The sequence below is a fragment of the Collinsella sp. BIOML-A6 genome (genome assembly GCF_009875845.1).
GTDB classification, from domain to species: domain Bacteria; phylum Actinomycetota; class Coriobacteriia; order Coriobacteriales; family Coriobacteriaceae; genus Collinsella; species Collinsella aerofaciens_H.
This window is the reverse complement of sequence record NZ_WWSL01000010.1, coordinates 57,663-80,202: the sequence shown is the minus strand read 5'-3', so window position 1 is coordinate 80,202 and position 22,540 is coordinate 57,663. Positions and strand designations below refer to the sequence as shown.

The following is a 22,540-nucleotide window of genomic DNA, read 5'->3' as shown; positions in this document are numbered from 1 at the left end:
CCCCGCAGTACTCTCGGCGCGATGGGGCTTAGCTTCCGGGTTCGGAACGGGACCGGGCGTGCCCCCCATGCTCTGGCCGCTGACCGGTGGGCGGCGCCCACCGTTACGGTGTCCTGGGTCTCACTTTACACGTGCCCTGGGGGCCGCATGGCGCATAGGAAAGAAACTGACTCGGGGGCATCCTCGTGCCCGGACCGCGCATGGAGCGCTCGGTCCCGCGGGCCGCGAGATGCGGTTCCGGAAGAGCTCGGGCGATTAGTGCGGCTCGGCTGAGGCTGTCGCCAGCCTTGCACCTGCCGTCTATCGACCAGGTAGTCTACCTGGGCCCTTACCGGAAGGAGAACTAATCCCTGGAACGGCTTCCCGCTTAGATGCCTTCAGCGGTTATCCGCGCCGCACGCGGCTACCCGGCCGTGCCGTTGGTCGACAACCGGTTCACCGGAGGTGCGTCCACCCCGGTCCTCTCGTACTGGGGGCAGCCTCCATCGATTCTCCTGCGCCCACGGAGGATAGGGACCGAACTGTCTCACGACGTTCTGAACCCAGCTCGCGTACCGCTTTAAACGGCGAACAGCCGTACCCTTGGGACCTGCTCCAGCCCCAGGATGCGATGAGCCGACATCGAGGTGCCAAACCTTGCCGTCGATGTGGACTCTTGGGCAAGATCAGCCTGTTATCCCCGGAGTACCTTTTATCCGTTGAGCGACGGCCCACCCACTCGGGGCCGCCGGATCACTAGAGCCTGCTTTCGCACCTGCTCGGCTCGTGGGCCTCGCAGTCAAGCCCGCTTGTACTCTTGCATTCAAAAGGACGGTTGCCGACCGTCCCGAGCGGACCTTCGCGCGCCTCCGTTACCCTTTAGGAGGCGACCGCCCCAGTCAAACTGCCCGCCTGGCACGGTCCCCGAGCCGGTCGACGGCCTCGGGTTAGGACGCCGGTCGCGCGGGGGCAGTATTCCAAGGGCGGCTCCCCGGGGGCTGGCGCCTCCGGATCGATGCCTCCTGCCTATCCTCTACACGCGGGACCAGCGGCCAATGCCAAGCTGCAGTGAAGGTTCACGGGGTCTTTCCGTCCTTCCGCGGGTAAGTCGCATCTTCACGACCAGTGCAATTTCACCGGGTCCATGGTCGAGACAGCGCCCAAGTCGTTGCGCCTTTCGTGCAGGTCGGAACTTACCCGACAAGGAATTTCGCTACCTTAGGACCGTTATAGTTACGGCCGCCGTTTACCGGGGCTTGGCTTCGGGGCTTCGCCTTGCGGCTAACTCCTCCGCGTGACCTTCCGGCACCGGGCAGGCGTCAGACCCTATACGTCGCCTTGCGGCTTCTGCAGAGTCCTGTGTTTTTGGTAAACAGTCGCTTGGGCCTCTCCACTGCGGCCCGCCTCCGCTCCCCGGGCAAGCCGGTTCACGTACGCGCGGGCACCCCTTCTCCCGAAGTTACGGGGCCATTGTGCCGAGTTCCTTGACCATGGTTGACCCGATCGCCTCGGTATGTTCTACCCACCCACCTGTGTCGGTTTGCGGTACGGGCGCGCACGCGCCTGCCTAGGGGTTTTTCTAGGGACCTCGGGCTCACTCGCTTCGCTCAATCGCTTCGTCCGGAGCCTCGCCCTTCTGCGGACCGGATTTCCCTGGTCCGCGGGCCGCGCTCCATCACGGGGACGTCCAGAACCCCGCCGAGCCACCCCCATCCGTCGCCCCGTCGGTCGTAGCGCCGCGTGCGCGGTGCAGGAATGTCTGCCTGCTGCGCGTCGGCTACGCCTCCCGGCCTCGCCTTAGCCCCCGACTGACCCTGGGAGGATTAGCCTTGCCCAGGAAACCTCGGGTTCACGGCGGACGAGTTACTCTCTCGTCTCTCGCTACTCATGCCAGCATTCTCACTCCCATGCGCTCCACCGTCGGTCGCCCTCCGGCTTCCCCGCCCATGGGAAGCTCCCCTACCGATTCTACTTAGGTAAAATCCCGCCGCTTCGGTGTCCAGCTTAGCCCCGTGTATTGTCGGCGCATGTCCACTCGACCAGTGAGCTGTTACGCACTCTTTGAATGCATGGCTGCTTCTAAGCCAACATCCTGGTTGTCTGGGCGGACGCACATCCTTTGCCACTCGGCTGGAACTTGGGGACCTTAGCGGGCGGTCCGGGCTGTTTCCCTCTCGAGCACACAGCTTAGCCCACATGCTCTGACTGCCGCGCTCTGGGCCGCCGGCATTCGGAGTTCGGTTGGATTCGGTAGGCGGCGAAGCCCCCTCGTCCATCCGGTGCTCTACCTCCGGCGGTGAACGCGCGACGCTAGCCCTAAAGCTATTTCGGGGAGAACGAGATATCTCCGGGTTTGATTGGCCTTTCACCCCTATCCGCAGGTCATCGCCGCCGTTTTCAACCGACGTGCGTTCGGCCCTCCACGGGGTCTTACCCCCGCTTCAGCCTGCCCACGGATAGCTCACCCGGCTTCGCGTCCGCGGCGCGGGACTCAAGTCGCCCTGTTAAGGCTCGCTTTCGCTCCGGCTCCCTCTCGGTTAACCTCGCCCCGCGCCAGCGACTCGCTGGCTCATTCTACAAAAGGCACGCCGTCACACCACAAGGGTGCTCCGACTGCTCGTGGGCGCACGGTTTCAGGTACTGTTTCACTCCCCTCCCGGGGTGCTTTTCACCTTTCCCTCACGGTACTGGTGCGCTATCGGTCACAGGGTAGTACTCAGGCTTGGATGGTGGTCCACCCAGGTTCGGACCGGGTTTCACGTGCCCGGCCCTACTCAGGGACCGCGTCGCGCCGTCCGGTCTGGGTTCGCGTACGGGGCTGTCACCCGCTGCGGCCGGCCCTCCCATGCCGTTCCGCTCCCCAGCCGGACCTGCGCCCGGGGGCGGCAGCCCCCGGATGCGCGGCCCTGCAACCCCGCCGGCGGAACCCCTGCCGGGTATGCCCGCTCGACGGTTTGGCCATCGGTCCCCTTTCGCTCACCGCTACTCGGGGAGTCTCGAGATTGATTTCCTCTCCTCCGGGTACTTAGATGTTTCAGTTCCCCGGGTCGTCCTCCCCCCGCCTATGTGTTCAGCGGGGGGATATCCGTACTGCTACGGATGGGTTCGCCCATTCGGAGACCCCCGGGTCGAAGGATGTGTGCTCCTCGCCGGGGATTATCGCAGCTTGCCGCGTCCTTCATCGGCTCCCTGTGCCAAGGCATCCGCCGTGCGCCCGTGGTATCTTGCGGGACCGCATCGGGCCCGCGGGATATCCACGTGTCGCTAATAAAAATTAATCGATATCATGAATAGCGCTCGTATGTCGCAATTCGGGTATCTCATACCGCGGCACAGTGTCTTCACTGTGCTCGCGATCAGATGCTCCTCACTCATATATAAGTGAATTCCTCTTGTTTGGATCGGATGAATGATTGCTATCATTCTTGATTTAATCGCAGAAAAGAATCGAGTCTGGAAGAGGATACTCTTCCATCTCTCTCCTATCGCTATGCGGCTCTCAAGGTACGCGGGTGCGACCCCGGGGACCGGGTGCTGCGGGGACTCCATCGCGGGCGACATCAACCGGACGGGCTCCTGCCCTCCATTCGAGTTAAAGTATGTCTCTCTAAGAACGTATCTCCCTAGAAAGGAGGTGATCCAGCCGCACCTTCCGGTACGGCTACCTTGTTACGACTTCACCCCCCTCACCCTCCACACCTTCGGCGCCTCCCCCCTCTCGGTTGGGCCGGCGACTTCGGGTGCAGACGACTCGGGTGGTGTGACGGGCGGTGTGTACAAGGCCCGGGAACGCATTCACCGCGGCATGCTGATCCGCGATTACTAGCAACTCCGACTTCATGGGGGCGGGTTGCAGCCCCCAATCCGAACTGGGGCCGGCTTTCCGGGATCCGCTCCCCCTCGCGGGGTGGCATCCCTCTGTACCGGCCATTGTAGCACGTGTGCAGCCCAGGGCATAAGGGGCATGATGACTTGACGTCGTCCCCGCCCTCCTCCGCCTTGACGGCGGCGGTCCCGCGTGGGTTCCCGGCATCACCCGATGGCAACACGCGGCGGGGGTTGCGCTCGTTGCGGGACTTAACCCAACATCTCACGACACGAGCTGACGACAGCCATGCACCACCTGTATGGGCTCCTCTCGGCCACGGGGTCTCCCCCGCTTCACCCATATGTCAAGCCCTGGTAAGGTTCTTCGCGTTGCTTCGAATTAAGCCACATGCTCCGCTGCTTGTGCGGGCCCCCGTCAATTCCTTTGAGTTTTAGCCTTGCGGCCGTACTCCCCAGGCGGGACGCTTAATGCGTTGGCTGCGGCACGGGGGGATCGTCCCCCCACACCTAGCGTCCATCGTTTACGGCTGGGACTACCAGGGTATCTAATCCTGTTCGCTCCCCCAGCTTTCGCGCCTCAGCGTCGGTCTCGGCCCAGAGGGCCGCCTTCGCCACCGGTGTTCCACCCGATATCTGCGCATTCCACCGCTACACCGGGTGTTCCACCCTCCCCTACCGGACCCAAGCCGCGGAGGTTCCGGGGGCTTCGGGGGGTTGAGCCCCCCGCTTCGACCCCCGGCCTGCCGGGCCGCCTACGCGCGCTTTACGCCCAATGAATCCGGATAACGCTCGCCCCCTACGTATTACCGCGGCTGCTGGCACGTAGTTAGCCGGGGCTTCTTCTGCAGGTACAGTCTTGACTCTTCCCTGCTGAAAGCGGTTTACGACCCGAAGGCCTCCGTCCCGCACGCGGCGTCGCTGCGTCAGGGTTCCCCCCATTGCGCAAGATTCCCCACTGCTGCCTCCCGTAGGAGTCTGGGCCGTGTCTCAGTCCCAATCTGGCCGGTCGGTCTCTCAACCCGGCTACCCGTTGTCGGCACGGTGGGCCGTCACCCCGCCGTCTACCTGATGGGCCGCGGAGCCATCCCCTCCCGTCGGGGCTTTAGCCGGGGCGCCATGCGGCACCCCGGGGTATCCGGTATTACCCGTCCTTTCGGGCGGCTATCCCGGGGGAGGGGGCAGGTTCTCCACGTGTTACTCAGCCGTTCGCCACTCGCTTCCACCCGGAGGTGGGTGCCGTTCGACTTGCATGTGTTAGGCGCGCCGCCAGCGTTCATCCTGAGCCAGGATCGAACTCTCCGTCCAAAATATTCTGGGCTTCGAGCCCGTCCGGTCCTCTCAGTCATTCGCTGATCGGTTCCGTTCGATTCATATGGTTTTACTATAGGAAAAGGAATTTCTCGGGGCCGCCTCTCGGCGGCCTTGCGAAAAACAAATCCAAGTTAGACCATTTCAAATGGTTCGATGTCTGCCCGGATGCGACACATCGTGTGTGTCCATCCTCGCAGTATCCGGTTCTCAAGGTGCACGCCTGCGCGGCTGATCCGGTCCGACCGGGCCGCGCGGCAAGGAGATATATTGCCAGACCGGAGGGCCCCCGCGGGCGGGAATCCCGCACTCCATATTTTGTTCACAAATGAATAGAACCCTCAGTTGCTTCACTGAGGCCGTATTCGAAGCAGCAGCTTCTGATATTGGCGATGACCAGCTGGTTTATAGGTGTTAAGACATCGGTCATCTCTTGAGCGCCACTTTACTCCAAAACCATCAACCATTTGTTTCCCGTCGGTAAAAGGCAGGTTTTGTTCGCCAAGCGTTCTTATATATAGAGAAGTTCGGGTTCGAACCCGTGCCGCGGCAACAAAAAAGCGACCAACCGAAGTCGATCGCTTTCTTTTCTATGGTGGGCCGTCAGGGGTTCAGCCTGCTCCGCAGGCGGCCGCTGCGGCGCTTCGCGCCTTGCGCGCTGCGCTGGCAAACGCTCACGCGTTTACTCAGCTCCGCGCCCCGACGGGTTCGAACCCATGCCTTGACAACAAAAAAGCGACCAACCGAAGTCGATCGCTTTCTTTTCTATGGTGGGCCGTCAGGGGTTCAGCCTGCTCCGCAGGCGGCCGCTGCGGCGCTTCGCGCCTTGCGCGCTGCGCTGGCAAACGCTCACGCGTTTACTCAGCTCCGCGCCCCGACGGGTTCGAACCCATGCCTTGACAACAAAAAAGCGACCAACCGAAGTCGATCGCTTTCTTTTCTATGGTGGGCCGTCAGGGGTTCGAACCCTGGACCTTGGGATTAAAAGTCCCCTGCTCTGCCAGCTGAGCTAACGGCCCGCGGGTGGCATTGTACCACGGTCTGGGACTATTCCCAACTCCATTGGCCGTTCTGGAAAATCACAACTTCACGTCCATCAGGCGTAATGCCCGTAATATCGATGTCGTCCGTGCCGATCATAAAATCGACGTGCGTGCTCGAGACGTTAATACCATGCTCCAGGAGCTCCTCCTTGGACATGTCATACCCACCCTCGATGCATTCGGGGAAACCGACACCTAGCGCGAGATGGCAGCTAGCGTTCTCGTCATAGAGCGTATCGTAGAACAGAACACCACTTTCGCGGATCGGCGTGTTCTTGGAAATGAGCGCGACCTCTCCCAGGTGAGCAGCGCCCTCGTCAGTATCGATGATACTTGCGAGCGTTGCCTTGCCCACGCGGGCGTCGTAGTCCACCACGCGGCCGGCCTCGAACTTAATCCAAAAATCGTCAACCTTGTTACCGTGGTGAATGAGCGGCATGGCCGAATACACGATACCGTCGGCACGCATACGATCAGGCGAGGTGAAGACCTCCTCGGTGGGGATGTTGGGGAAGAAGGGATGTCCATCGGGCGTCTTACCCTTGCCGCCGGCCCACTCGTGACCCTTCGTCATGCCAATCGTCAGATCGGTTCCATTTGCCGAGGTGTAATGCAGCCGGTCAAAACGATTGTCGTTCAGGAAGCGCAAGTTCTTTTCGAACGCTGCGTCATGAAGCTCCCAGTCGCTCTCCGGGTCCTGGCCATCGGCACGAGCGGTGTGCAGAATCGCATTCCACAGCTTATAGATTGCAACCTCATCGGCGTCTCCCGGGAACACCTCGCGCGCCCATGCCACGACCGGAGCGCCAGCGATGCACCACGGGTTGATGTTGTAGTCCAGTCCACGGCGGAAGACCTTGCACTGCGTGTTCCTTGCCTTAGAAGCCGCAGCAGGCTTAGCGGGATCGATGCCCTTAAGGGCGGCAGGGTCCGCACCCTCGATAAAGATAAAGCAGGCACCGTCCTGGGCCAGGGAATCCAGCTGCAGGCGCTTCCACTCGGGCGTCTGCTCAAAATAGCTTTTCTCGACATGCCCGTACGTGAGCCTCGTCACGGCATCATCGGCCCAAATGACCGTCACGTGGCCGGCGCCGGCAGCATAGGCCTCCGCGACCACCACGCGCGCAAACGGCGCGCACTCGACCGGAGACTGAACGACAACCTCCTGGCCGGGCTTGACGTTTACGCCCTTGCGGACGACCAGGCGCGCATAGTTTTTAATCTTGGGCTCCAGGGCCTTCATGCCCTCCAGAGCCTCTTCGACCGTCAGGGCAGCTCGAATCATGTGCCACTCCATCTATCTATAGAACAGTAAAAGGCGCGCCGCAAAAACGACGCGCCTTATATCTTAGCGATATGTATGGATACAAACGCTACTTCTTCTTGGAATCCTTCTTGTCCTCCTCGGCAGCCGAGCGCTCGATAAGAGTGTTGAGCTTATTCTCGGACATACCCTCGGCCTGCGTGCGGTACACGTTGCGCAGGGGACGGATACGAACGAAGTCGTAGATAAAGTCACCCAGAATGATGACATAGGACAAAACGATGCCGACCATCTGGACGGGACTGGACACCGTGCCGCCGGGAGCGAAGTGAAACGAAGCCCAAATTGCCACGATGAGCACCATTCCAATGGCGAGCACGGCCCACCAGATACGACGGCGCTTGGTGTAGTCCTCGTCCTGCTTGAGGAGAATGTTCGACACCGTGTAGATGCGATCCTCGCGAGCACGCTGCTTAGCTTTGCGGGCGCGCTTCTCCTCCTTGGAAAGGCCTTCCAGGTTTTCGCCCTTCTCGAGCTCTTTGCGGCGAGCTTTAGACGAAGCCGGCACGACGCGAACGGAGCTCGCTGCCTGGCGGGCGGGTTTAGCAGATGCGGCGGACTTGCGCGCAACCCCGGTAACTTCGTGGGATTGTGTGCGCTTGTTCGTGGCGCTACGGGTACTCACTTATGCGTTCTCCTTCATGCTTGTGAACTGGGAGCCCGTGATGATCTGGAAGGCCTCGCGATAGCGCTCGGACGTGCCATCGATGACCTCGGCGGGCAGGTGCGGGGTCTCCCCCGTCATATCCCAGTTGGCTTTGAGCCAATTGCGGACGAATTGCTTGTCGTAGCTGGGCTGAATCTTACCCTCCTCGTAGCTGGCGGCAGGCCAGAAACGGCTGGAGTCGGGCGTGAGGCACTCATCGATCAGCGTAACCTTGCCATCGATGACACCAAACTCAAACTTGGTGTCGGCGATGATGATGCCACGAGTCGCGGCGTACTCGGCAGCGGCCTTGTAAATCTTGAGGGACAGGTCGCGAATCTGCGCGGCGATATCCTCACCCACGATCTCGCAGCAACGCTCGAACGAAATGTTCTCATCGTGGTCGCCGATCTTGGCCTTCGTGGACGGCGTGAACAGCGGCTCGGGAAGCTTGGAGGCCTCGGTCAGACCCTCGGGCAGCTGAATGCCGCAGACGGTGCCGTTCTCGTCATAGGTCTTCTTGCCCGAGCCGGTCAGATAGCCGCGAACGATGCACTCGATAGGAATCGTCTGGGCCTTCTTGACCAGCATGGCGCGGCCAGCGAGATAGTCACGGTACTCGGCAAACTCCTCGGGGAAATCTGCCGGGTCGATGGAGACAAGGTGGTTGGGGACGATGTCGGCAAACTTATCAAACCAGAATGCCGAGATGCGGTTGAGCACCTCTCCCTTAAACGGAATCTCGTCGGGAAGAATGAAGTCGAACGCAGAAATGCGGTCGGTGGCGACCATCAGCAGGTTGTCACCGGCATCATAGATATCACGAACCTTGCCACGGGAATCCGGACGACGCTCCATCGTTGTCACGTGAGTCACTCCTTACCAAAATACGACAATAATGCGGGTTCTTTCCCGCATGTTTTCGCAAACTCGGAGCGGCAGGGACGAAACCCCTCCTTCACCGAGTAGCGAAAAGCTAGTGCTCCATTGTAGTAGATGCCGCGTCCGCCGTGTGCTCGCGAGGCAGATGAATCGTAAAAGTCGTACCCTTTCCAAGCTCCGACTCCACGGAAATGTAGCCATGATGGCGCTCGACGATTTGCTTGGTCACGGCAAGGCCCACGCCCAGGCCGCCCGCCTCGCGGGCGCGACTGGCGTCGGCACGCCAAAAGCGGCCGAAGATGCGCGACAAATCATCCTTGGCGATACCGATGCCCGTATCCGAAACCGCGATATCGACGTGCTTGCGGTCGCTGAGCACCGACACCACGACCCAACCCCCCTCGGGGGTATAGCGCATGGCGTTACTCATGAGGTTGATGACACATTGCGTGATCATATCGGGATCGGCTTCGACGACATCGTCATGCCCCTGAGTTTCATCTGCAAAGCGCAAACGCAGGTCACGGTCGGCAAACAGGCGCTCTTGGCCATTCACAATCGAACGCACAAACGGCACCATATCCACCGGCTCCAGGTTGAGCGGCGCGGTACTGTTTTCCATGCGCGACAGGTCGAGCATCTGCTGCACCAGACGGGCCAGACGACGTGTCTCGGATGCGACCGTCTCCAGGTGTTCGTCGTCGGTGGGATACACACCGTCTTGCATGGCCTCGACCGTTGCCAGCATGGCCATGAGCGGCGTGCGCAGCTCGTGGGCAACATCAGAGGTCAGGCGCTTCTCGTGCTTCATATCCTTTTCGAGTGAGGTGGCCATCTCGTCGAAGGTCTCACCCAGCTGATCGATCTCATCATCGCCGCGCAAGCCCGTACGAGCGGACAGGTCTCCATCGCGAATCTGCTTGGCGGTGCTGGTAATACGATGAATCGGCTTGGTGAGCATGCGCGACATGAGCGCTCCGATAACGACCGAGATGCAGACAGCCACAACCGCGGCAAGGGCCATGGCGTTAAAGGTCTTCTCTCTGAATGCTGAGTCTGCCTTGGTGAGCAGGGCATCGGAGCCAATCGCCCACAATTTGACCTGACCCACGTGCTCGCCGGAGGACGTCACGATCTCAACGTTGGCAACACTATTGGAATCGGTGGGAGCAGACGAGACTGGGCTGTGCGACGCCTTCTTTCCGCTCGTACCGTCGGTCGTCGCCTGATTTTCGCGTACATCGGCAGTAGCACTTGCCGAGGGCCACGAGTCGTCGTAGACGATGACGCCCTTTTTATTGACGACCTGCATACCAAGATCGTCGGACACCAAGCTCGATGTCGCAACCGTACGCAGCTCCCCCGCGGTCCAATTGCCGTTTTCCTCATACGACGTCGCAAGCTTTTCGGCGGCGGAATTGGCGATTTCGACAATATTGGAGCGCGTGTAATCCGTAAAAACCGTGCCCCATACAACGGAGACTACGCCCACCAGCACCAGTACCGTCATGAGCGATGTCAGGGCAAAAGCCAGGGCCATGCGCGAGGGATAGCTCATCGTTGGCCGTGAATCGGAACGAGGCGTGTTCCAACTAGCCTTGGAACCCGCCTCGTTCTCCTGCTTATGCTTTTGCCCGATTTCAAAGCGCGCAGGTGTCATATGTGATTTCCTTTATTTCTCGTCCGACTTATCGGTCTTGGTCGGAGCCTCGAAGCGATAGCCGACACCGTGGACGGTGTAGAGCCACTTGGGCTTCTTGGGGTCGTCGCCCAGCTTGGCGCGAAGGTTCTTCACGTGGCTGTCGATGGTGCGCTCGTAACCCTCAAAGTCGTAGCCGAGCACCTTCTCGACCAGTTCCATGCGGTTGTAGACGCGGCCGGGGTGACGGGCAAGCGTGGTGAGCAGCTTGAACTCGGAGGCCGTCAGGTCAACTTCCTTGCCCTCGACCAAAATCTTGTGGCCCGAGATGTCAATGACCAGATCGCCAAAGTCGAGCACCTCGACGGCCGGCTCATCGGCCTGGTGGGCACGGCGGAACAAGGCGCGTACGCGCGCGACAAGCTCGCGCGGCGAGAACGGCTTGATCAGGTAGTCGTCGGCACCGAGCTCGAGGCCGATAATACGGTCCTCGATCTCGCCCTTGGCCGTCAGCATAATGATGGGGACATCCGAGGTGTCGCGAATGGTGCGGCAAACGCGCTCGCCGGGAATCTTGGGGAGCATGAGGTCGAGCACGACCAGGTCGAACTGATGCTTCTCGAACTCCTCGATAGCAGACTGGCCGTCGCCCACGCCCACAACCCAATAGCCCTCGCGCTCGAGATAGGCAGCGACAGCGTCACGGATTGCCTTCTCATCCTCGACCAGCAGAATCTTTTTTGCATCTGAAGCCATAACACGGCCCCCCTGTCTCAATTAGCTAAGAACAAGCTCATTTTAACGCACCTGAGCCCACCGGGTATCGCATGGGTGCGATAGCTCGACGGGCGGTACTCATAATCACAACGCGCTTATTCCCCTGCCGGCGCCTTTTTAACCCCTTGGAGACTAAAGAGAGAACAAGCGAGCGGTGACCGTCTCGGGAATTCCCTGGCTGTTACGCACCGTTGCGTACGTTAAGAACGAATTCGATTTACCCGCCGTAGCAGGATAATCGCCATACTCTAGGGCTCGGTCGGGCGACAGAAGCGAGCCGTAGGTCTTAGCCGAAGTGTCAATCAAAAAATGCGACGCCTGAACTTTAACCAGGTATTTATTTTTCCTTCCCGCAGCGCACGCGAGCGGCTCACGCGAAAGGAAGAGGTACGGCCCACCCTCGTTACCGATATAGGTGCCCATATTGCCCAGGCCACCCACACCGCTATACGTCGCCTCAATGGAGAACACGAAGGTGTCGCCCATATACACGGCCTCGAAAGGCGAAACCGACGAAGGAAGCACCAGCTGAGCTCTCTTCGTGTTGTTGCCGTCAGTCAGGTCGATCGCCGTCATCCCGTAATAGACGCCCTCATCATTGTGCACGCGGGGCGAGATGGTCAGGATGCCGTCGCTCACACGCGGGGCGGATGCGAAGCGGCCCGTCGACTTCCAAATAGTCTCAGGCTTGGACTCGCTGGGCGACTGACGGTAGCAATACGAATCGTTACTCGTCTTGGTGCCGCCGGACGAAGGCATCTTATACCAGATGACCGACGACCCATACGCTGCGAAGAGCGGCGGATCGTAGTTTTTGCCACCGCGGTCGAGCTCGACAGCATTGCCGGTAAGGGAGGAGCCTGCAAGGTTTTGCGCATAGAGTTTCCAAGACGCATTGGCAAAGTTCATCTCGACCCACGCAAACACGCCATCACCCGCGCGAACGTCGTAAAACGCATAACCGGTTCCCTCAACGGGATCCTCGATAAGTGTGGTAAGCGAGCCATCGCCCAGGTTGAGCACACCCAGTGTATTGGCATGCAGGGCAGAGGCAGGCGCCATCATCGCGGCAGCGTAGTCGCCGTCGCAGTAGTACAGCAGCGTGCCCAGCGGCAGTGTCCACGAAGCCGCGGGCTCAAGATCGATATCAACAGCTTCGTACTCATCAGTGATCGAGACAATCTTTGAGTCGTCCTTGATAACCTGCGGCTCGCCAGCGGCGTCATCACTCGTGCCCGTTTTTTTCGAGCAACCGGCCAGTACGGCAGCAGCACCGGTAGCGGCTCCACCCAGCACAAAACCTCGACGCGTTATTCCATTCTTAAAGCGATCGGCGATGCCCATTAGGCGATCTCTGCGCGAGCGGCTTCGATGGCGCGTGTGAGCTGATCGGCGCATGAGGTCTTTCTCATACCGCAGGTATTACCGGCGAGAACCTCGATTACGCGATCGGTGGGAGCGCCCTCGACCAGCCTGGAGATGGCCTTGAGGTTGCCATCGCAGCCGCCGGTAAACTCGACGCCCAGCACCTTGCTGCCGTCATCGGAAAGGTCAAGGTGGATATTGCGAGAACATACACCTTGAGGCTTGTAGTCAAAACTAATCATTGCGTTCCCCTCTCGTAAAGCAATTTCAGACGTCTATTATCCCCGTCTTTCCCTAAATGCAACGAGGCGCTTTGCCGGCAACACACATTACCAGCAAAGCGCCCTAAAAAGCTAATGTTATGCCCGAACCTACTCGAAGCTCAGCTGCTCCAGACGATCAAAGACTGTGTCGATACGAGTGAGGAAGTCCCACGGATCAAAGATCTCGTCGAGCTTCTCCTGGCTGACGGTGCAGCGCGGATCGGCCTCGAGACGTTCCTTAAAGGTGGGGCCGGAGACACAATCCTGTACCTCGTGCCAGGTTGCCATGGCGTTCTCCTGCACAATGGCGTACGCGTCCTCGCGGGTGATGCCCGTGTCGACGAGGGCGAGCAGCACCTTGGAGGAGAAGATGAGGCCGCGGGTCTTATTGAGGTTGGCCATCATGCGGGCAGGGTACAGCTGCAGGCCGTCAATAACGCGGATGAGGCACTGGAACATGTGGTCGAGTGCGATGAAGCTATCGGCCTGGGCGACACGCTCGGCAGAGGAGTGCGAAATGTCACGCTCGTGCCACAGGGCGACGTTATCGAAGGCAACCTGGGCGTTTGACTTCACGACGCGCGACAGGCCGCAGACCTTCTCCATGGTGATGGGGTTGCGCTTGTGCGGCATGGCGGAGCTGCCCTTTTGGCCCTTGCGGAAAGGCTCCTCGGCCTCGAGCGTATCGGTCTTCTGTAGGTTGCGGACCTCGGTCGCGATGCGCTCGCAGGTGGCCGCCGTAGTAGCAAGCACGCCGGCAAGGTAGGCGTGGTGATCGCGGCTGATGACCTGCGTGGACAGCGGATCGTGGACCAGGCCCAGGTGCTCGCAGACGCACTCTTCGACGAACGGCTCGATGGAGCTGTAGGTGCCGACGGCACCGGAGATGGCACCGAAGGCAACGTTCTTGCGTGCGTCCTCAAGACGATCGAGATCGCGCTTGAGCTCCCATGCCCAAGAGCCAAACTTCATGCCGAAGGTCATCGGCTCGGCATGGATACCATGGGTGCGGCCGGCGCAGAGCGTATTGCGCTCCTCGAAGGCGCGACGCTTGCAGATCTCGCCAAGCTTCTTAACGTCCTCGATAATCAGGTCACACGCCTGAGTAAGCTGATAGCACAGAGCCGTATCACCCAGGTCGGAGCTGGTCATACCGTAGTGAACCCAGCGGCTAGGTTTGGGCTCGCCCTCGGGAACATCGGCGTCGATATATTCCTTCATGTTGGTCAGGAAGGCGATGACATCGTGGCGCGTGACCTCCTCGATCTCGTCGACCTTTGCCTTCTCAAAGTTGGCGTGGTCGCGAATCCACTGGGCCTCTTCTTTGGAAATACCGATCTTGCCGAGCTCCGCCTGGGCCTCGCAGGCCAGGACCTCAATCTCCTGCCAAATGGCGTACTTATTCTCGAGGGAGAAGATGTGTCCCATCTCCGGGCGGGTATAGCGATCGATCATAGCGGCTCCTTTTTGGTTATTGGCACGTTGGTCGTAACCCAACCATTGTACCGTGCGCGGGTGCGAGTAACGATAACGGGCATTAACCTAACATTTTGAAGCATAGAGCGACCATGAGGACGTCCGCGTATTTGCTTCGCAAATCCGCACCGGCTGCGGTCGCCTATCGGCGACCTTGCCTGCTCGCTATAAACGCTTCGCGTTTATTTAACGCTCGAACCCGCGAGCGTCAACTTGGGAAGCTGTTACCCGCATCATCGAATCCTTCCAAGAACTACTATATCTAGCTGGTATTTTAGCGAAATGTCTTCCTAAAGAGACGCTCGTTCGGAAAAGTTCGGAATATTTCGGAGGAGACTGGGGAATCAAAACGCCGGCCCTCCGTGCGGAGAACCGGCGTCCGAGTCTCTGGAGCGGGCGACGGGATTCGAACCCGCGGATACCAGCTTGGGAAGCTGGGGCCTTACCGCTTGGCGACGCCCGCAAGATATGAGCCATCTCTGGCCGTCCGATAAGTATATCCCGCACCACCTGAGGCGGCAAGGCGTCATTTCCCGTCCGGGGCGTTGGAAAGCCTGCCTTGATTGGCAACTTCATCACTAAACCCCCGATCTTTCTTATAATTAGATAAACCACTTACTTTTTGGAGACTCCCGTGCCCAGAGAATCTACGAACGAAGACAACCTCAAGCTGCTCGACTCCCTCATAGACAATTGGGAAAACGAGACCATCGAGTTCAAAGAGGCGAGTAATGATTTCGATACCGACAGGATCGGTCGCTATGTCTCGGCCCTAAGCAACGAGGCCAACCTCGCCGACTTGGAATCCGGATGGTTGGTGTTCGGGGTCAAGAACAAGACCAGGGCGGTTGTCGGAACAGGGTACGGTACCGACCCGAGGCGCATCGATTCCCTCAAGCGTCAGATAAATGACGACACCGATCCGAGCACCACCTTCCGAAGCGTCAGGACGGTTTCTCATCCGAACGGACGGGTCCTCATGTTCGAAATTCCCTCCGCCCCAAAGGGAATACCGATTGCATGGAAAGGACACTGGTACGGCCGCGCTGGAGAGAACACGGAGCCCCTTGCTCTCGACAAGATCGATGCAATCCGCTCCCAAAGTCATCTGATGGACTGCACAGATCGTCGAAGACGCAGAGCCCTCCGACCTCTCACCGGAGGCAATCGCCGTCGCCAGGAGGGGCTTCGCCGAGCACAACGCCTCGCGTATCCCCACCGAGACAATCGAGTCCTGGACCGACGAGGAGTTTCTCAGGCACGCCGGCCTCGTCACGAAACGCGGCATCACGCGCGCCTGCATCCTCCTTCTCGGTAAACCGGAGGCGTCCTACCTGCTCTCTCCCCTCATGGCCGAGCTCACCTGGAAGCTCGTCGGGCAGGAGCACGCCTACGAGCACTTCGGTATCCCTTTCATCCTCTCCACGACAAGACTCTACTCGAGGATCCGCAACATCAAGATCCGGCTCTTGCCCCCGGGCGAGCTGATCCAGCGGGAGGTCGAGAAGTACGACCAGGGCAGCGTGCTCGAGGCCATGCACAACTGCATAGCGCACCAGGACTACACGAAGCACTCGAGAATCAGCGTCACGGAATACCCAGACCGACTCGAGTTCACCAGCGTCGGGTCCTTCTTCGAGGGCGTCCCCGACGAGTACGCGCTGGAGGGGCACATGCCCAGGAGCTACCGGAATCCGACCCTCATCCAGGCGATGACACAGCTGAACATGATCGACCATCTCGGATACGGGATCGAGCGGATGAACCGCTCGCAGGCCAACCGATACCTCCCCCTGCCCGACTACGACCTGAGCGATCCCCGAGAAGTGAAGCTGACCATTTATGGGCGCGTAGTCGACGAGGGCTACACGAGATTGCTTATGCAGGACACCGAGCTCCCATTCGAAGACGTGCTCGCGCTCGATCGGGTCCAGAAGGGCCATCTCATCTCTGATGTAGCATTGAGGCGCCTTCGTAACAAGGGACTCGTGGAGGGAAGAAGACCCCACCTCAGGGTGGCGGCCGAGGTGGCGGAGGCAACCGGCACGCGGGCGGAATACATCAGGGTCCGAGGCCAGTCCGACGAGTACTGCTGCGCCCTCATCACCGACTACCTGAAAAAGCACGGGCATGCGGGCCGCGCTACCATCGACGCGATCGTTTTCCCATCGCTCTCCTCGGAGCTGAACGATGACCAGAGACGGAACAAGGTCAAAAACCTCCTCGGCAAGCTACGAAAGGACCGCGTTATCCATTACGAGTCCAAGGGCGAGAACAAGGGATGGGCCCTCGGATAATTCGCGTCGGATCTATCCGAACTAGACGGCCATTTACTGCATCTTCAGGCCATCTGAAGGAAGGAACCGCAGGTAAAGGTGCGGATACGCATTGTCAGATTTATCCGGACTAATCCGGATTCCCCCTCAAGCGCCGCGTGTCGATCCGGTTTGCAAGGGGTCTCGTTGACCACGTCCGCGAAGAGGACGGGGCTCTCGCGTCGTGCCGAACGTCTCGCGGTGGACGAGCTCGGCCCTCGGTATCCCGTCGGTCGACTCGTCGACGGCGCTGTCGTGGGGGGCGGCCCTTGGCCGACGGCGACCTCTCTACGCCAAGGCCTCGAGCATCAGGTCGATCTCGGCGTTGTCGAACTCGCTGCCGCGGTCCGTGTGGAAGACCTCGATGTCCGAGATGGGGAAGGAGGGCGTCGCGAACGCCGACTTGACCGGCCGGGCGTCCTTCCCGGGCCCGGCGGAGTGGCCGACGATCTCCCTGTTGCAGGGGTCGACGAGCAGGCGGGCGCAGCTCCACGAGGCCCCGACGCGCGCGTAGGCCAGGTCGCCGCATATATGGGTGCGCGGCGATCTGCCGCCGAAGCCGCGCGCGACGACGCTCGGCACGTCGGCCCCGTCGGCCGCCCCGGGGTGCACCTTGAACCTCTTCCCGCCGCATGCGCCGACCAGGCCGTTCTCCCCCATGACGCGGCAGGGCCGGTGCCGGCTGACGGTGACGCCCGGCCTCCCGGGCGACGCCTTTATCTTGCGCGAGCCGCGCCGGGGCATGGGCCGGAGGGCCCGTTGCGCTGAGTCCGGAGCGGCTGCGCGGCGGGTCGGCGGAGCATGCCGCGGCAGCGTGGGGGCACCGGCCTCCACAGCCCCTCCACCTGAGAAAACGAGACGACGGCCAGGTGCCGTGAGCTATTTCCGCGTTGCGTTAGCTGCGAAAACGCGGCATCCGTTCCGGCTGTTGCGTTGAGATTGATAATCAACCTGCAATCGCGCACCGCGCACTGCGGCGCAAAAGCCTACGAAACGCGCTCCAACTGGTCCCTGGCATCCGAAAGCGCGTGTTCTACCCCGTTTTGCACCTCAGTGTCAAAACGATACGCAGGGACCGAAACGCTTAAACCATAGAGACGCCCGCCTTTTTCTATGGGAACGGCGATGCACTCAACCCCTTCTGCCATCTCCTGATGATCATATGCAAAACCACACCGTCGGACCTCTTCGAGCTGCCGCATCAGGTCATCCATGTGTTTTACCGCATGCTCAGTCGTTTTTTCGAATGGAACAGGAAGCAGCGAGCGAACCAACTCCTCATCCCATCGAGATAGAATCGCCTTTCCAATCGCCGTGCAGTGCGCAGGAAGGGTCTTACCGATTTCCGATGAAAGACGGATGTGCTGGGGAGAATCAACGCGCGAAATATAGAGGACACGGCCGTGGTCGAGCACACCGAGCTGACAGGTCTCTCCGCACGATGCGACAACCTTTCGCATGGCTGTCTCAAAAGAGGACAATCCCCCGCTCTCACGATCGAATGCCTTGCCCAGCAGATACGTCTTAAGCCCAATCGAATACCTGCCGGTAGTCTCGTCATAACTAACGTAATCTGAATCGGCCATGGTGTGCAAGATCGAGAAGAGGCTACTCTTTGGAGCGCCGACAATGCGGCATATCTCCGCCATGGTAAGTCCGCTCTTTGTAGCCGAAAGGGCTTCGAAGATTGATAGAACCCGCAGGGTAGAACGGTGGCCAGCAGGATTATATCGCGAGGGCATGGCAACGCTCCTTGTTCATTAACGCCCAGACTTTCCCCGTAAGTATAGCGGCGTGCCCCTTAAAGCAACCGTTCACCGGCCAACCAAAACCATTCGCGGCGGGCCCGTGTGGGGTCTTTAGCATTTCATATATACTGTTCCGTATAACGAATGGCGTTCGTATTTACGAACGCCATTCAAGTGGACATAGGGAGGAAACATGCCAGACGTTGTAAGCCAAGGCCAAAACGCCGTTGTCATCGATCAGAGGGACAACGTCGCTGTCGCCACCTATCAACTGGAGGCGGGCGCCGAGGCCCGCTATCCCATGCCGGACGGCACGCTGACTAGCGTTACCGCGACCGACGACATCCCGCTGTTCCACAAGATTGCCCTCGTGAACATCCCCAAGGGTGAGAAGGTCGTCAAGTATGGCGAGTTCATCGGTGTGGCCACCACGGACATCAAGCGCGGACAGCATGTTCATACGCACAACTGCGCCAGCTCCGACGACCTGAAGGACTCCGTCGTCGCCGACACCAACTCCGTCGCCACCAAGACCTCCTCGTCCGCAGAGGACACACGCACCTTCATGGGCTACCATCGCCCGGACGGTCGTGTCGGCATCCGCAACCACGTCCTGATCCTTCCCACAAGCATCTGTGCCTCCGACACCACGGAGAGGATCGCGAACGCGGTCGAGGGCTGCATCTCCTTCCACAACCAGAATGGCTGCTCGCAGGTCGACTGCGACCAAAAGGTGACCATTGCCGCGCTTGCCGGCTATGCCGCAAACCCCAATATCTACGGCATCGTCTGCGTCTCCCTGGGCTGCGAGGGCTGCCAGAACGACATCGTGGTCGACGCGATTCGTGAGCGCACCAACAAGCCCATCGAGACCCTGGTCATCCAGAAGGTCGGTGGCTCCATCAGGGCAATCGAGGAGGGCACGCGCCTTGCCCGCAAGATGGTCGCCGAGGCAGACCGGTGTGTCCGCGAGCCCACTGACATCTCCGAGCTCATCTTAGGCACCAACTGCGGCGGCTCCGATCCCTCGAGCGGCCTGGGCTCCAACCCGCTGGTCGGCGAGGTCTCCGACTGGCTCGTCAACCATGGCGCCACCTCCGTTCTGTGCGAGACTCCCGAGCTCTTTGGCGCCGAGCACATCCTCGCCCGCCGCGCGAAGGACGAGCGAGTTTCGGACGACATCCTCAAGATCGTCTACGACTACGAGAAGTACGTCCAGATGTTCGGTGCCGAGATGCGCGAGGGCAACCCCAGCCCCGGAAACATGGCCGGCGGACTCACGACCCTCGAGGAGAAATCCCTCGGCTGCGTGCACAAGGGTGGCCACAGCCCCCTCAACGCCGTCTATCCGTATGCAGCACAGCTCAAGCCGCACGAGGGACTCGTCGTGATGGACACTCCCGGCAACGACCCCTCTAGCGTGGGCGGCATCATCGCCGGCGGCTGCCAGCTCGTAGTCTTCTCGACCGGCCTCGGTACCCCCACCGGAAACGCCATCGCGCCCGTCTATCGCCTGACCGCCAACAAGCGCACCTATGAGGTCATGAAGGACAACACCGACCTCGACGCGAGCCCGACGATCTACGGCCCCGAGTCCATGGAAGAGATGCGCGACAGGATGCTCGACGACATCATTGCCGTCTGCAACGGCCGCAAGGTCTGCGCCGAGGTCCTTGGCTATACCGAGACCGCCCTTCCGCACATCTGCAACTATATGTAGGCCAGCGTCTGACAGGACGCTCCAGAAAGGAGAGAAACCGTGACAACCACGCAAGCCCCCGAAAAGACGCCCAACGCGTTCCAGCGCGGTGTCAACGCGGTCATCGACCTGCTGTCCTCGTTCTTCCTCCCGATCATCAACCTGCTCGTCTCCGTCGGCATCCTCAAGGGCATCCTGACGCTTCTGCAGGTCTCGGGCATGGTCACCGACGACTCGACCACGTATGCGATCCTCAACGCGATGGCCGACTCGCTGTTCTACTTCATCCCGGTGTTTCTTGCTTACACCTCGTCAAAGCGCTTCGATGTTGACACGGTGACCGCCGTCCTTCTCGGCTGCATCCTGGTGTATCCGTCCATCACCACCATTATGGCGGCGGACGCGCCCGTCTACCTGTTTGGCCTCGAGCTCTCGAAGGCGACGTACTCCAGCTCCGTCATCCCCATCCTTCTTGCCATCTACTGCGCGAGCTGGGTCCAGAAGGCCTGCTGCAAGATCATCCCCGAGACCTTCCGCGGCCTGTTCACGCCGCCTATCACGATCATCGTCATCGTCCCGCTCACCCTGGCCGTCTTCGGCCCTCTCGGCACCATCGTGGGCGGTTGGCTCGCGCAGGGCTACGAGGCCGTCTACAGCCTCTCGCCGCTCGTCGCCGGCGCGCTGATCGGCGCGTTCCAGCCGTTCCTCGTCATCCTCGGCCTGCACTGGGCCCTGTTCCCCATTGCCATGAACAACGTCGCAGTCTACGGCTTCGACACTATCATGGCCCTGTTCGGCGGCGCGATCTTCGCCCAGGGCGGTGCCGCGCTCGCCGTCGCCCTCAAGACCAAGAACAAGAAGTTCCGCTCCCAGGCGATCTCCGCCTCGCTCACCACGCTGCTGGGCATCACCGAGCCCGCGATGTACGGCGTGAACCTGCGCCTCAAGAAGCCCATGGTCTGCGCATGCGTCGCCGGCGGCATTGGCTCCGCCGTGGCAGGCCTGTTCGGTTGCGCCGGCACCGCCTTCGCCCTGCCCGCGCTCACCACGCTGCCCGTCTTCATGAGCCGCGCGTTCGTTCCCTTCTGCATCTCGCTGGCGATCGCCTTTGGTCTCGCCTTCCTGTTCACGCTCTTCGTCCCAATCGACGACGTGACCGAAGAGGAGATGGAGGCCGAGGAGCAGTCCGCCTAGCGTCCGGATTGCAAGGCCACTCTATGTCCCGCGCCTGCGGGTTCGACTGGAGGTGGTACCCACCTGGCAGCAAAGCGTATCCGTCACTGACCATATATCCATTAGGCATTGTTTGACGTAAGGAGAACAAAATGAAGAAGATCGACGCACACGCCCACGTCTTTGACCACATCGGCTCCATGGGCAAGGCCGGAGAGCTGCGCCCCCTGGGCAACGGCAACTGTCGCTGGGCCACCGGCGAAGAGTTCCGCATCATCCCCGAGGGCAAGGGGGACAAAGAGTACCTCGTCGAGACCTTCATGGACGTCATGGACGAGAATGACGTCGAGAAGGCCATCCTGTTGCAGGGCGTCCTGTACGGCCTGCAGAACGAGTACGCCATGGAATGTGCCGAGAAATACCCTGACCGCTTCAAGGCCGCAGTCATGCTCGACCCCTTCTGCCGCTGCGCCCAGCAGATCCTCGAGCACTTCATCAACGATCTGCACGCTCACGTCTTCAAGTTTGAGGTCTCTGTGGGCGGCGGCCTTTCCGGCTACCACCGCGATTTCGCGGTCGACGGCCCCGAGATGACGGTCCTCATCGACAGGATCGCCCAGGTCGAGGACGCCACCCTGGTGCTCGACATCGGCAGCCCCAACCAGTCCAGCTGCCAGCCCGAGGCCGTGTATCGCCTGGCCAAGAAGTACCCCGGCCTGCACATTGTCGTCTGCCACCTGCTCGCCCCGTCCCTTGAGGACGGCGACGTCCTCAAGTGCGCGCTTCCATACCTCGCCCACGATAACGTCTGGGTCGATCTCTCCGCGCTGCCCTGGAACGTCGCTCCCGAGGCCTACCCGTATCCCACCGCGCTCAAGTACATTGCGATGGCGAAGGACGTCTTGGGCGCCGACAAGATCATCTGGGGCACCGACTCCCCCTGTGTCCTCACCAAGTTCGACTACAAGGACCTCTATAGCTTCATCGAGGACTCCGACGTCTTCACCGACGCCGAGAAGCAGGGCGTCTTCTACGATAACGCCGTCAAGGCCTACCACCTCTAGGTCCTTCTCGG

At 60.5% G+C, this 22,540-nt stretch carries 15 protein-coding genes, 2 tRNA genes and 3 rRNA genes; 5 read left to right on the top strand and 15 right to left on the bottom strand.

What is annotated here, in order from left to right; all coding sequences use genetic code 11:
• The 13 genes from rrf to GT495_RS04865 form a co-directional block, all read right to left on the bottom strand.
• Positions 1 to 84 (bottom strand): 5S ribosomal RNA (rrf, locus tag GT495_RS04925); the annotation flags it as partial.
• Positions 85 to 235: 151 nt separating this feature from the next.
• Positions 236 to 3,209: ribosomal RNA gene (locus GT495_RS04920) — 23S ribosomal RNA — on the bottom strand.
• Between the two features lie 397 nt (positions 3,210 to 3,606).
• Positions 3,607 to 5,112 (bottom strand): 16S ribosomal RNA (locus tag GT495_RS04915).
• Positions 5,113 to 6,058: 946 nt separating this feature from the next.
• Positions 6,059 to 6,134 (bottom strand) — tRNA-Lys (locus GT495_RS04910).
• Positions 6,135 to 6,162: 28 nt separating this feature from the next.
• Positions 6,163 to 7,443 (bottom strand): aminopeptidase, encoded by a 1,281-nt coding sequence (locus tag GT495_RS04905; RefSeq protein WP_161161706.1) that lies wholly within the window; start codon positions 7,441 to 7,443, stop codon positions 6,163 to 6,165.
• An 88-nt stretch (positions 7,444 to 7,531) separates the two neighbouring features.
• Positions 7,532 to 8,107 (bottom strand): hypothetical protein, encoded by a 576-nt coding sequence (locus tag GT495_RS04900; protein ID WP_161161705.1) that lies wholly within the window; start codon positions 8,105 to 8,107, stop codon positions 7,532 to 7,534.
• Entirely contained in the window at positions 8,108 to 8,986 is an 879-nt protein-coding gene (locus tag GT495_RS04895; protein ID WP_161161711.1) for a phosphoribosylaminoimidazolesuccinocarboxamide synthase, read from the bottom strand.
• A gap of 118 nt (positions 8,987 to 9,104) precedes the next feature.
• Positions 9,105 to 10,670, bottom strand: coding sequence for a HAMP domain-containing sensor histidine kinase (locus tag GT495_RS04890; protein WP_161161704.1), 1,566 nt, complete (start codon positions 10,668 to 10,670; stop codon positions 9,105 to 9,107).
• Between the two features lie 12 nt (positions 10,671 to 10,682).
• The gene (locus GT495_RS04885; protein ID WP_117735814.1) at positions 10,683 to 11,405 is read right to left on the bottom strand and encodes a response regulator transcription factor; all 723 of its coding nucleotides are present in this window, start codon (positions 11,403 to 11,405) and stop codon (positions 10,683 to 10,685) included.
• 153 nt (positions 11,406 to 11,558) lie between these two features.
• A complete protein-coding gene (locus tag GT495_RS04880) occupies positions 11,559 to 12,770 on the bottom strand; it encodes a twin-arginine translocation signal domain-containing protein (protein ID WP_161161703.1) in 1,212 nt (403 codons plus the stop codon).
• Positions 12,770 to 13,033 (bottom strand): TIGR03905 family TSCPD domain-containing protein, encoded by a 264-nt coding sequence (locus GT495_RS04875; RefSeq protein ID WP_152074399.1) that lies wholly within the window; start codon positions 13,031 to 13,033, stop codon positions 12,770 to 12,772. Before GT495_RS04875 ends, GT495_RS04880 begins: the two co-directional genes overlap by 1 nt.
• Positions 13,034 to 13,162: 129 nt before the next feature.
• Positions 13,163 to 14,509, bottom strand: a complete 1,347-nt coding sequence (gene purB, locus GT495_RS04870) for an adenylosuccinate lyase (protein WP_161161702.1) — start codon at positions 14,507 to 14,509, stop codon at positions 13,163 to 13,165.
• Positions 14,510 to 14,918: 409 nt separating this feature from the next.
• Positions 14,919 to 14,993, bottom strand: a tRNA-Gly gene (locus tag GT495_RS04865).
• A 171-nt stretch (positions 14,994 to 15,164) separates the two neighbouring features.
• On the opposite strand from GT495_RS04865, the gene GT495_RS11090 reads away from it, so the two are divergent.
• Together GT495_RS11090 and GT495_RS10715 are read left to right on the top strand one after the other, a co-directional pair.
• Positions 15,165 to 15,848 carry an ATP-binding protein gene (locus GT495_RS11090; protein ID WP_204986883.1) on the top strand — a complete coding sequence of 228 codons (684 nt, stop codon included), beginning with the start codon at positions 15,165 to 15,167 and terminating at the stop codon, positions 15,846 to 15,848.
• A 31-nt stretch (positions 15,849 to 15,879) separates the two neighbouring features.
• Entirely contained in the window at positions 15,880 to 16,827 is a 948-nt protein-coding gene (locus GT495_RS10715; protein ID WP_204986882.1) for an ATP-binding protein, read from the top strand.
• Between the two features lie 306 nt (positions 16,828 to 17,133).
• On the opposite strand, the gene GT495_RS04855 is transcribed toward GT495_RS10715, so the two are convergent.
• Entirely contained in the window at positions 17,134 to 17,589 is a 456-nt protein-coding gene (locus GT495_RS04855; RefSeq protein ID WP_240131357.1) for a hypothetical protein, read from the bottom strand.
• Positions 17,590 to 17,831: 242 nt separating this feature from the next.
• A complete protein-coding gene (locus GT495_RS04850; RefSeq protein WP_161161701.1) occupies positions 17,832 to 18,587 on the bottom strand; it encodes an IclR family transcriptional regulator in 756 nt (251 codons plus the stop codon).
• A 199-nt stretch (positions 18,588 to 18,786) separates the two neighbouring features.
• Here GT495_RS04850 and GT495_RS04845 point away from each other — a divergent pair, with 199 nt between their 5' ends.
• The 3 genes from GT495_RS04845 (at position 18,787) to GT495_RS04835 (ending at position 22,529) form a co-directional block, all read left to right on the top strand.
• Positions 18,787 to 20,313, top strand: coding sequence for a UxaA family hydrolase (locus GT495_RS04845; protein WP_161161700.1), 1,527 nt, complete (start codon positions 18,787 to 18,789; stop codon positions 20,311 to 20,313).
• Between the two features lie 39 nt (positions 20,314 to 20,352).
• On the top strand, positions 20,353 to 21,486 hold the full coding sequence (locus GT495_RS04840; protein WP_161161699.1) for a PTS transporter subunit EIIC: 1,134 nt from the start codon (positions 20,353 to 20,355) through the stop codon (positions 21,484 to 21,486).
• 131 nt (positions 21,487 to 21,617) lie between these two features.
• Positions 21,618 to 22,529 carry an amidohydrolase gene (locus tag GT495_RS04835; RefSeq protein WP_161161698.1) on the top strand — a complete coding sequence of 304 codons (912 nt, stop codon included), beginning with the start codon at positions 21,618 to 21,620 and terminating at the stop codon, positions 22,527 to 22,529.
• The last annotated feature ends 11 nt before the right edge of the window (positions 22,530 to 22,540 follow it).

Excerpts from the sequence above, each read along its gene's own strand:
- GT495_RS10715 (WP_204986882.1), top strand. The coding sequence starts at position 15,880 with ATGGCCGAGCTCACCTGGAAGCTCGTCGGGCAGGAGCACGCCTACGAG.
- GT495_RS04835 (WP_161161698.1), top strand. The coding sequence starts at position 21,618 with ATGAAGAAGATCGACGCACACGCCCACGTCTTTGACCACATCGGCTCC.
- GT495_RS04890 (WP_161161704.1), bottom strand. The coding sequence starts at position 10,670 with ATGACACCTGCGCGCTTTGAAATCGGGCAAAAGCATAAGCAGGAGAAC.
- GT495_RS04875 (WP_152074399.1), bottom strand. The coding sequence starts at position 13,033 with ATGATTAGTTTTGACTACAAGCCTCAAGGTGTATGTTCTCGCAATATC.
- GT495_RS04905 (WP_161161706.1), bottom strand. The coding sequence starts at position 7,443 with ATGATTCGAGCTGCCCTGACGGTCGAAGAGGCTCTGGAGGGCATGAAG.
- purB (WP_161161702.1), bottom strand. The coding sequence starts at position 14,509 with ATGATCGATCGCTATACCCGCCCGGAGATGGGACACATCTTCTCCCTC.
- GT495_RS04885 (WP_117735814.1), bottom strand. The coding sequence starts at position 11,405 with ATGGCTTCAGATGCAAAAAAGATTCTGCTGGTCGAGGATGAGAAGGCA.
- GT495_RS04845 (WP_161161700.1), top strand. The coding sequence starts at position 18,787 with ATGCCAGACGTTGTAAGCCAAGGCCAAAACGCCGTTGTCATCGATCAG.
- GT495_RS04855 (WP_240131357.1), bottom strand. The coding sequence starts at position 17,589 with ATGCCCCGGCGCGGCTCGCGCAAGATAAAGGCGTCGCCCGGGAGGCCG.
- GT495_RS04880 (WP_161161703.1), bottom strand. The coding sequence starts at position 12,770 with ATGGGCATCGCCGATCGCTTTAAGAATGGAATAACGCGTCGAGGTTTT.
- GT495_RS04850 (WP_161161701.1), bottom strand. The coding sequence starts at position 18,587 with ATGCCCTCGCGATATAATCCTGCTGGCCACCGTTCTACCCTGCGGGTT.
- GT495_RS04895 (WP_161161711.1), bottom strand. The coding sequence starts at position 8,986 with ATGGAGCGTCGTCCGGATTCCCGTGGCAAGGTTCGTGATATCTATGAT.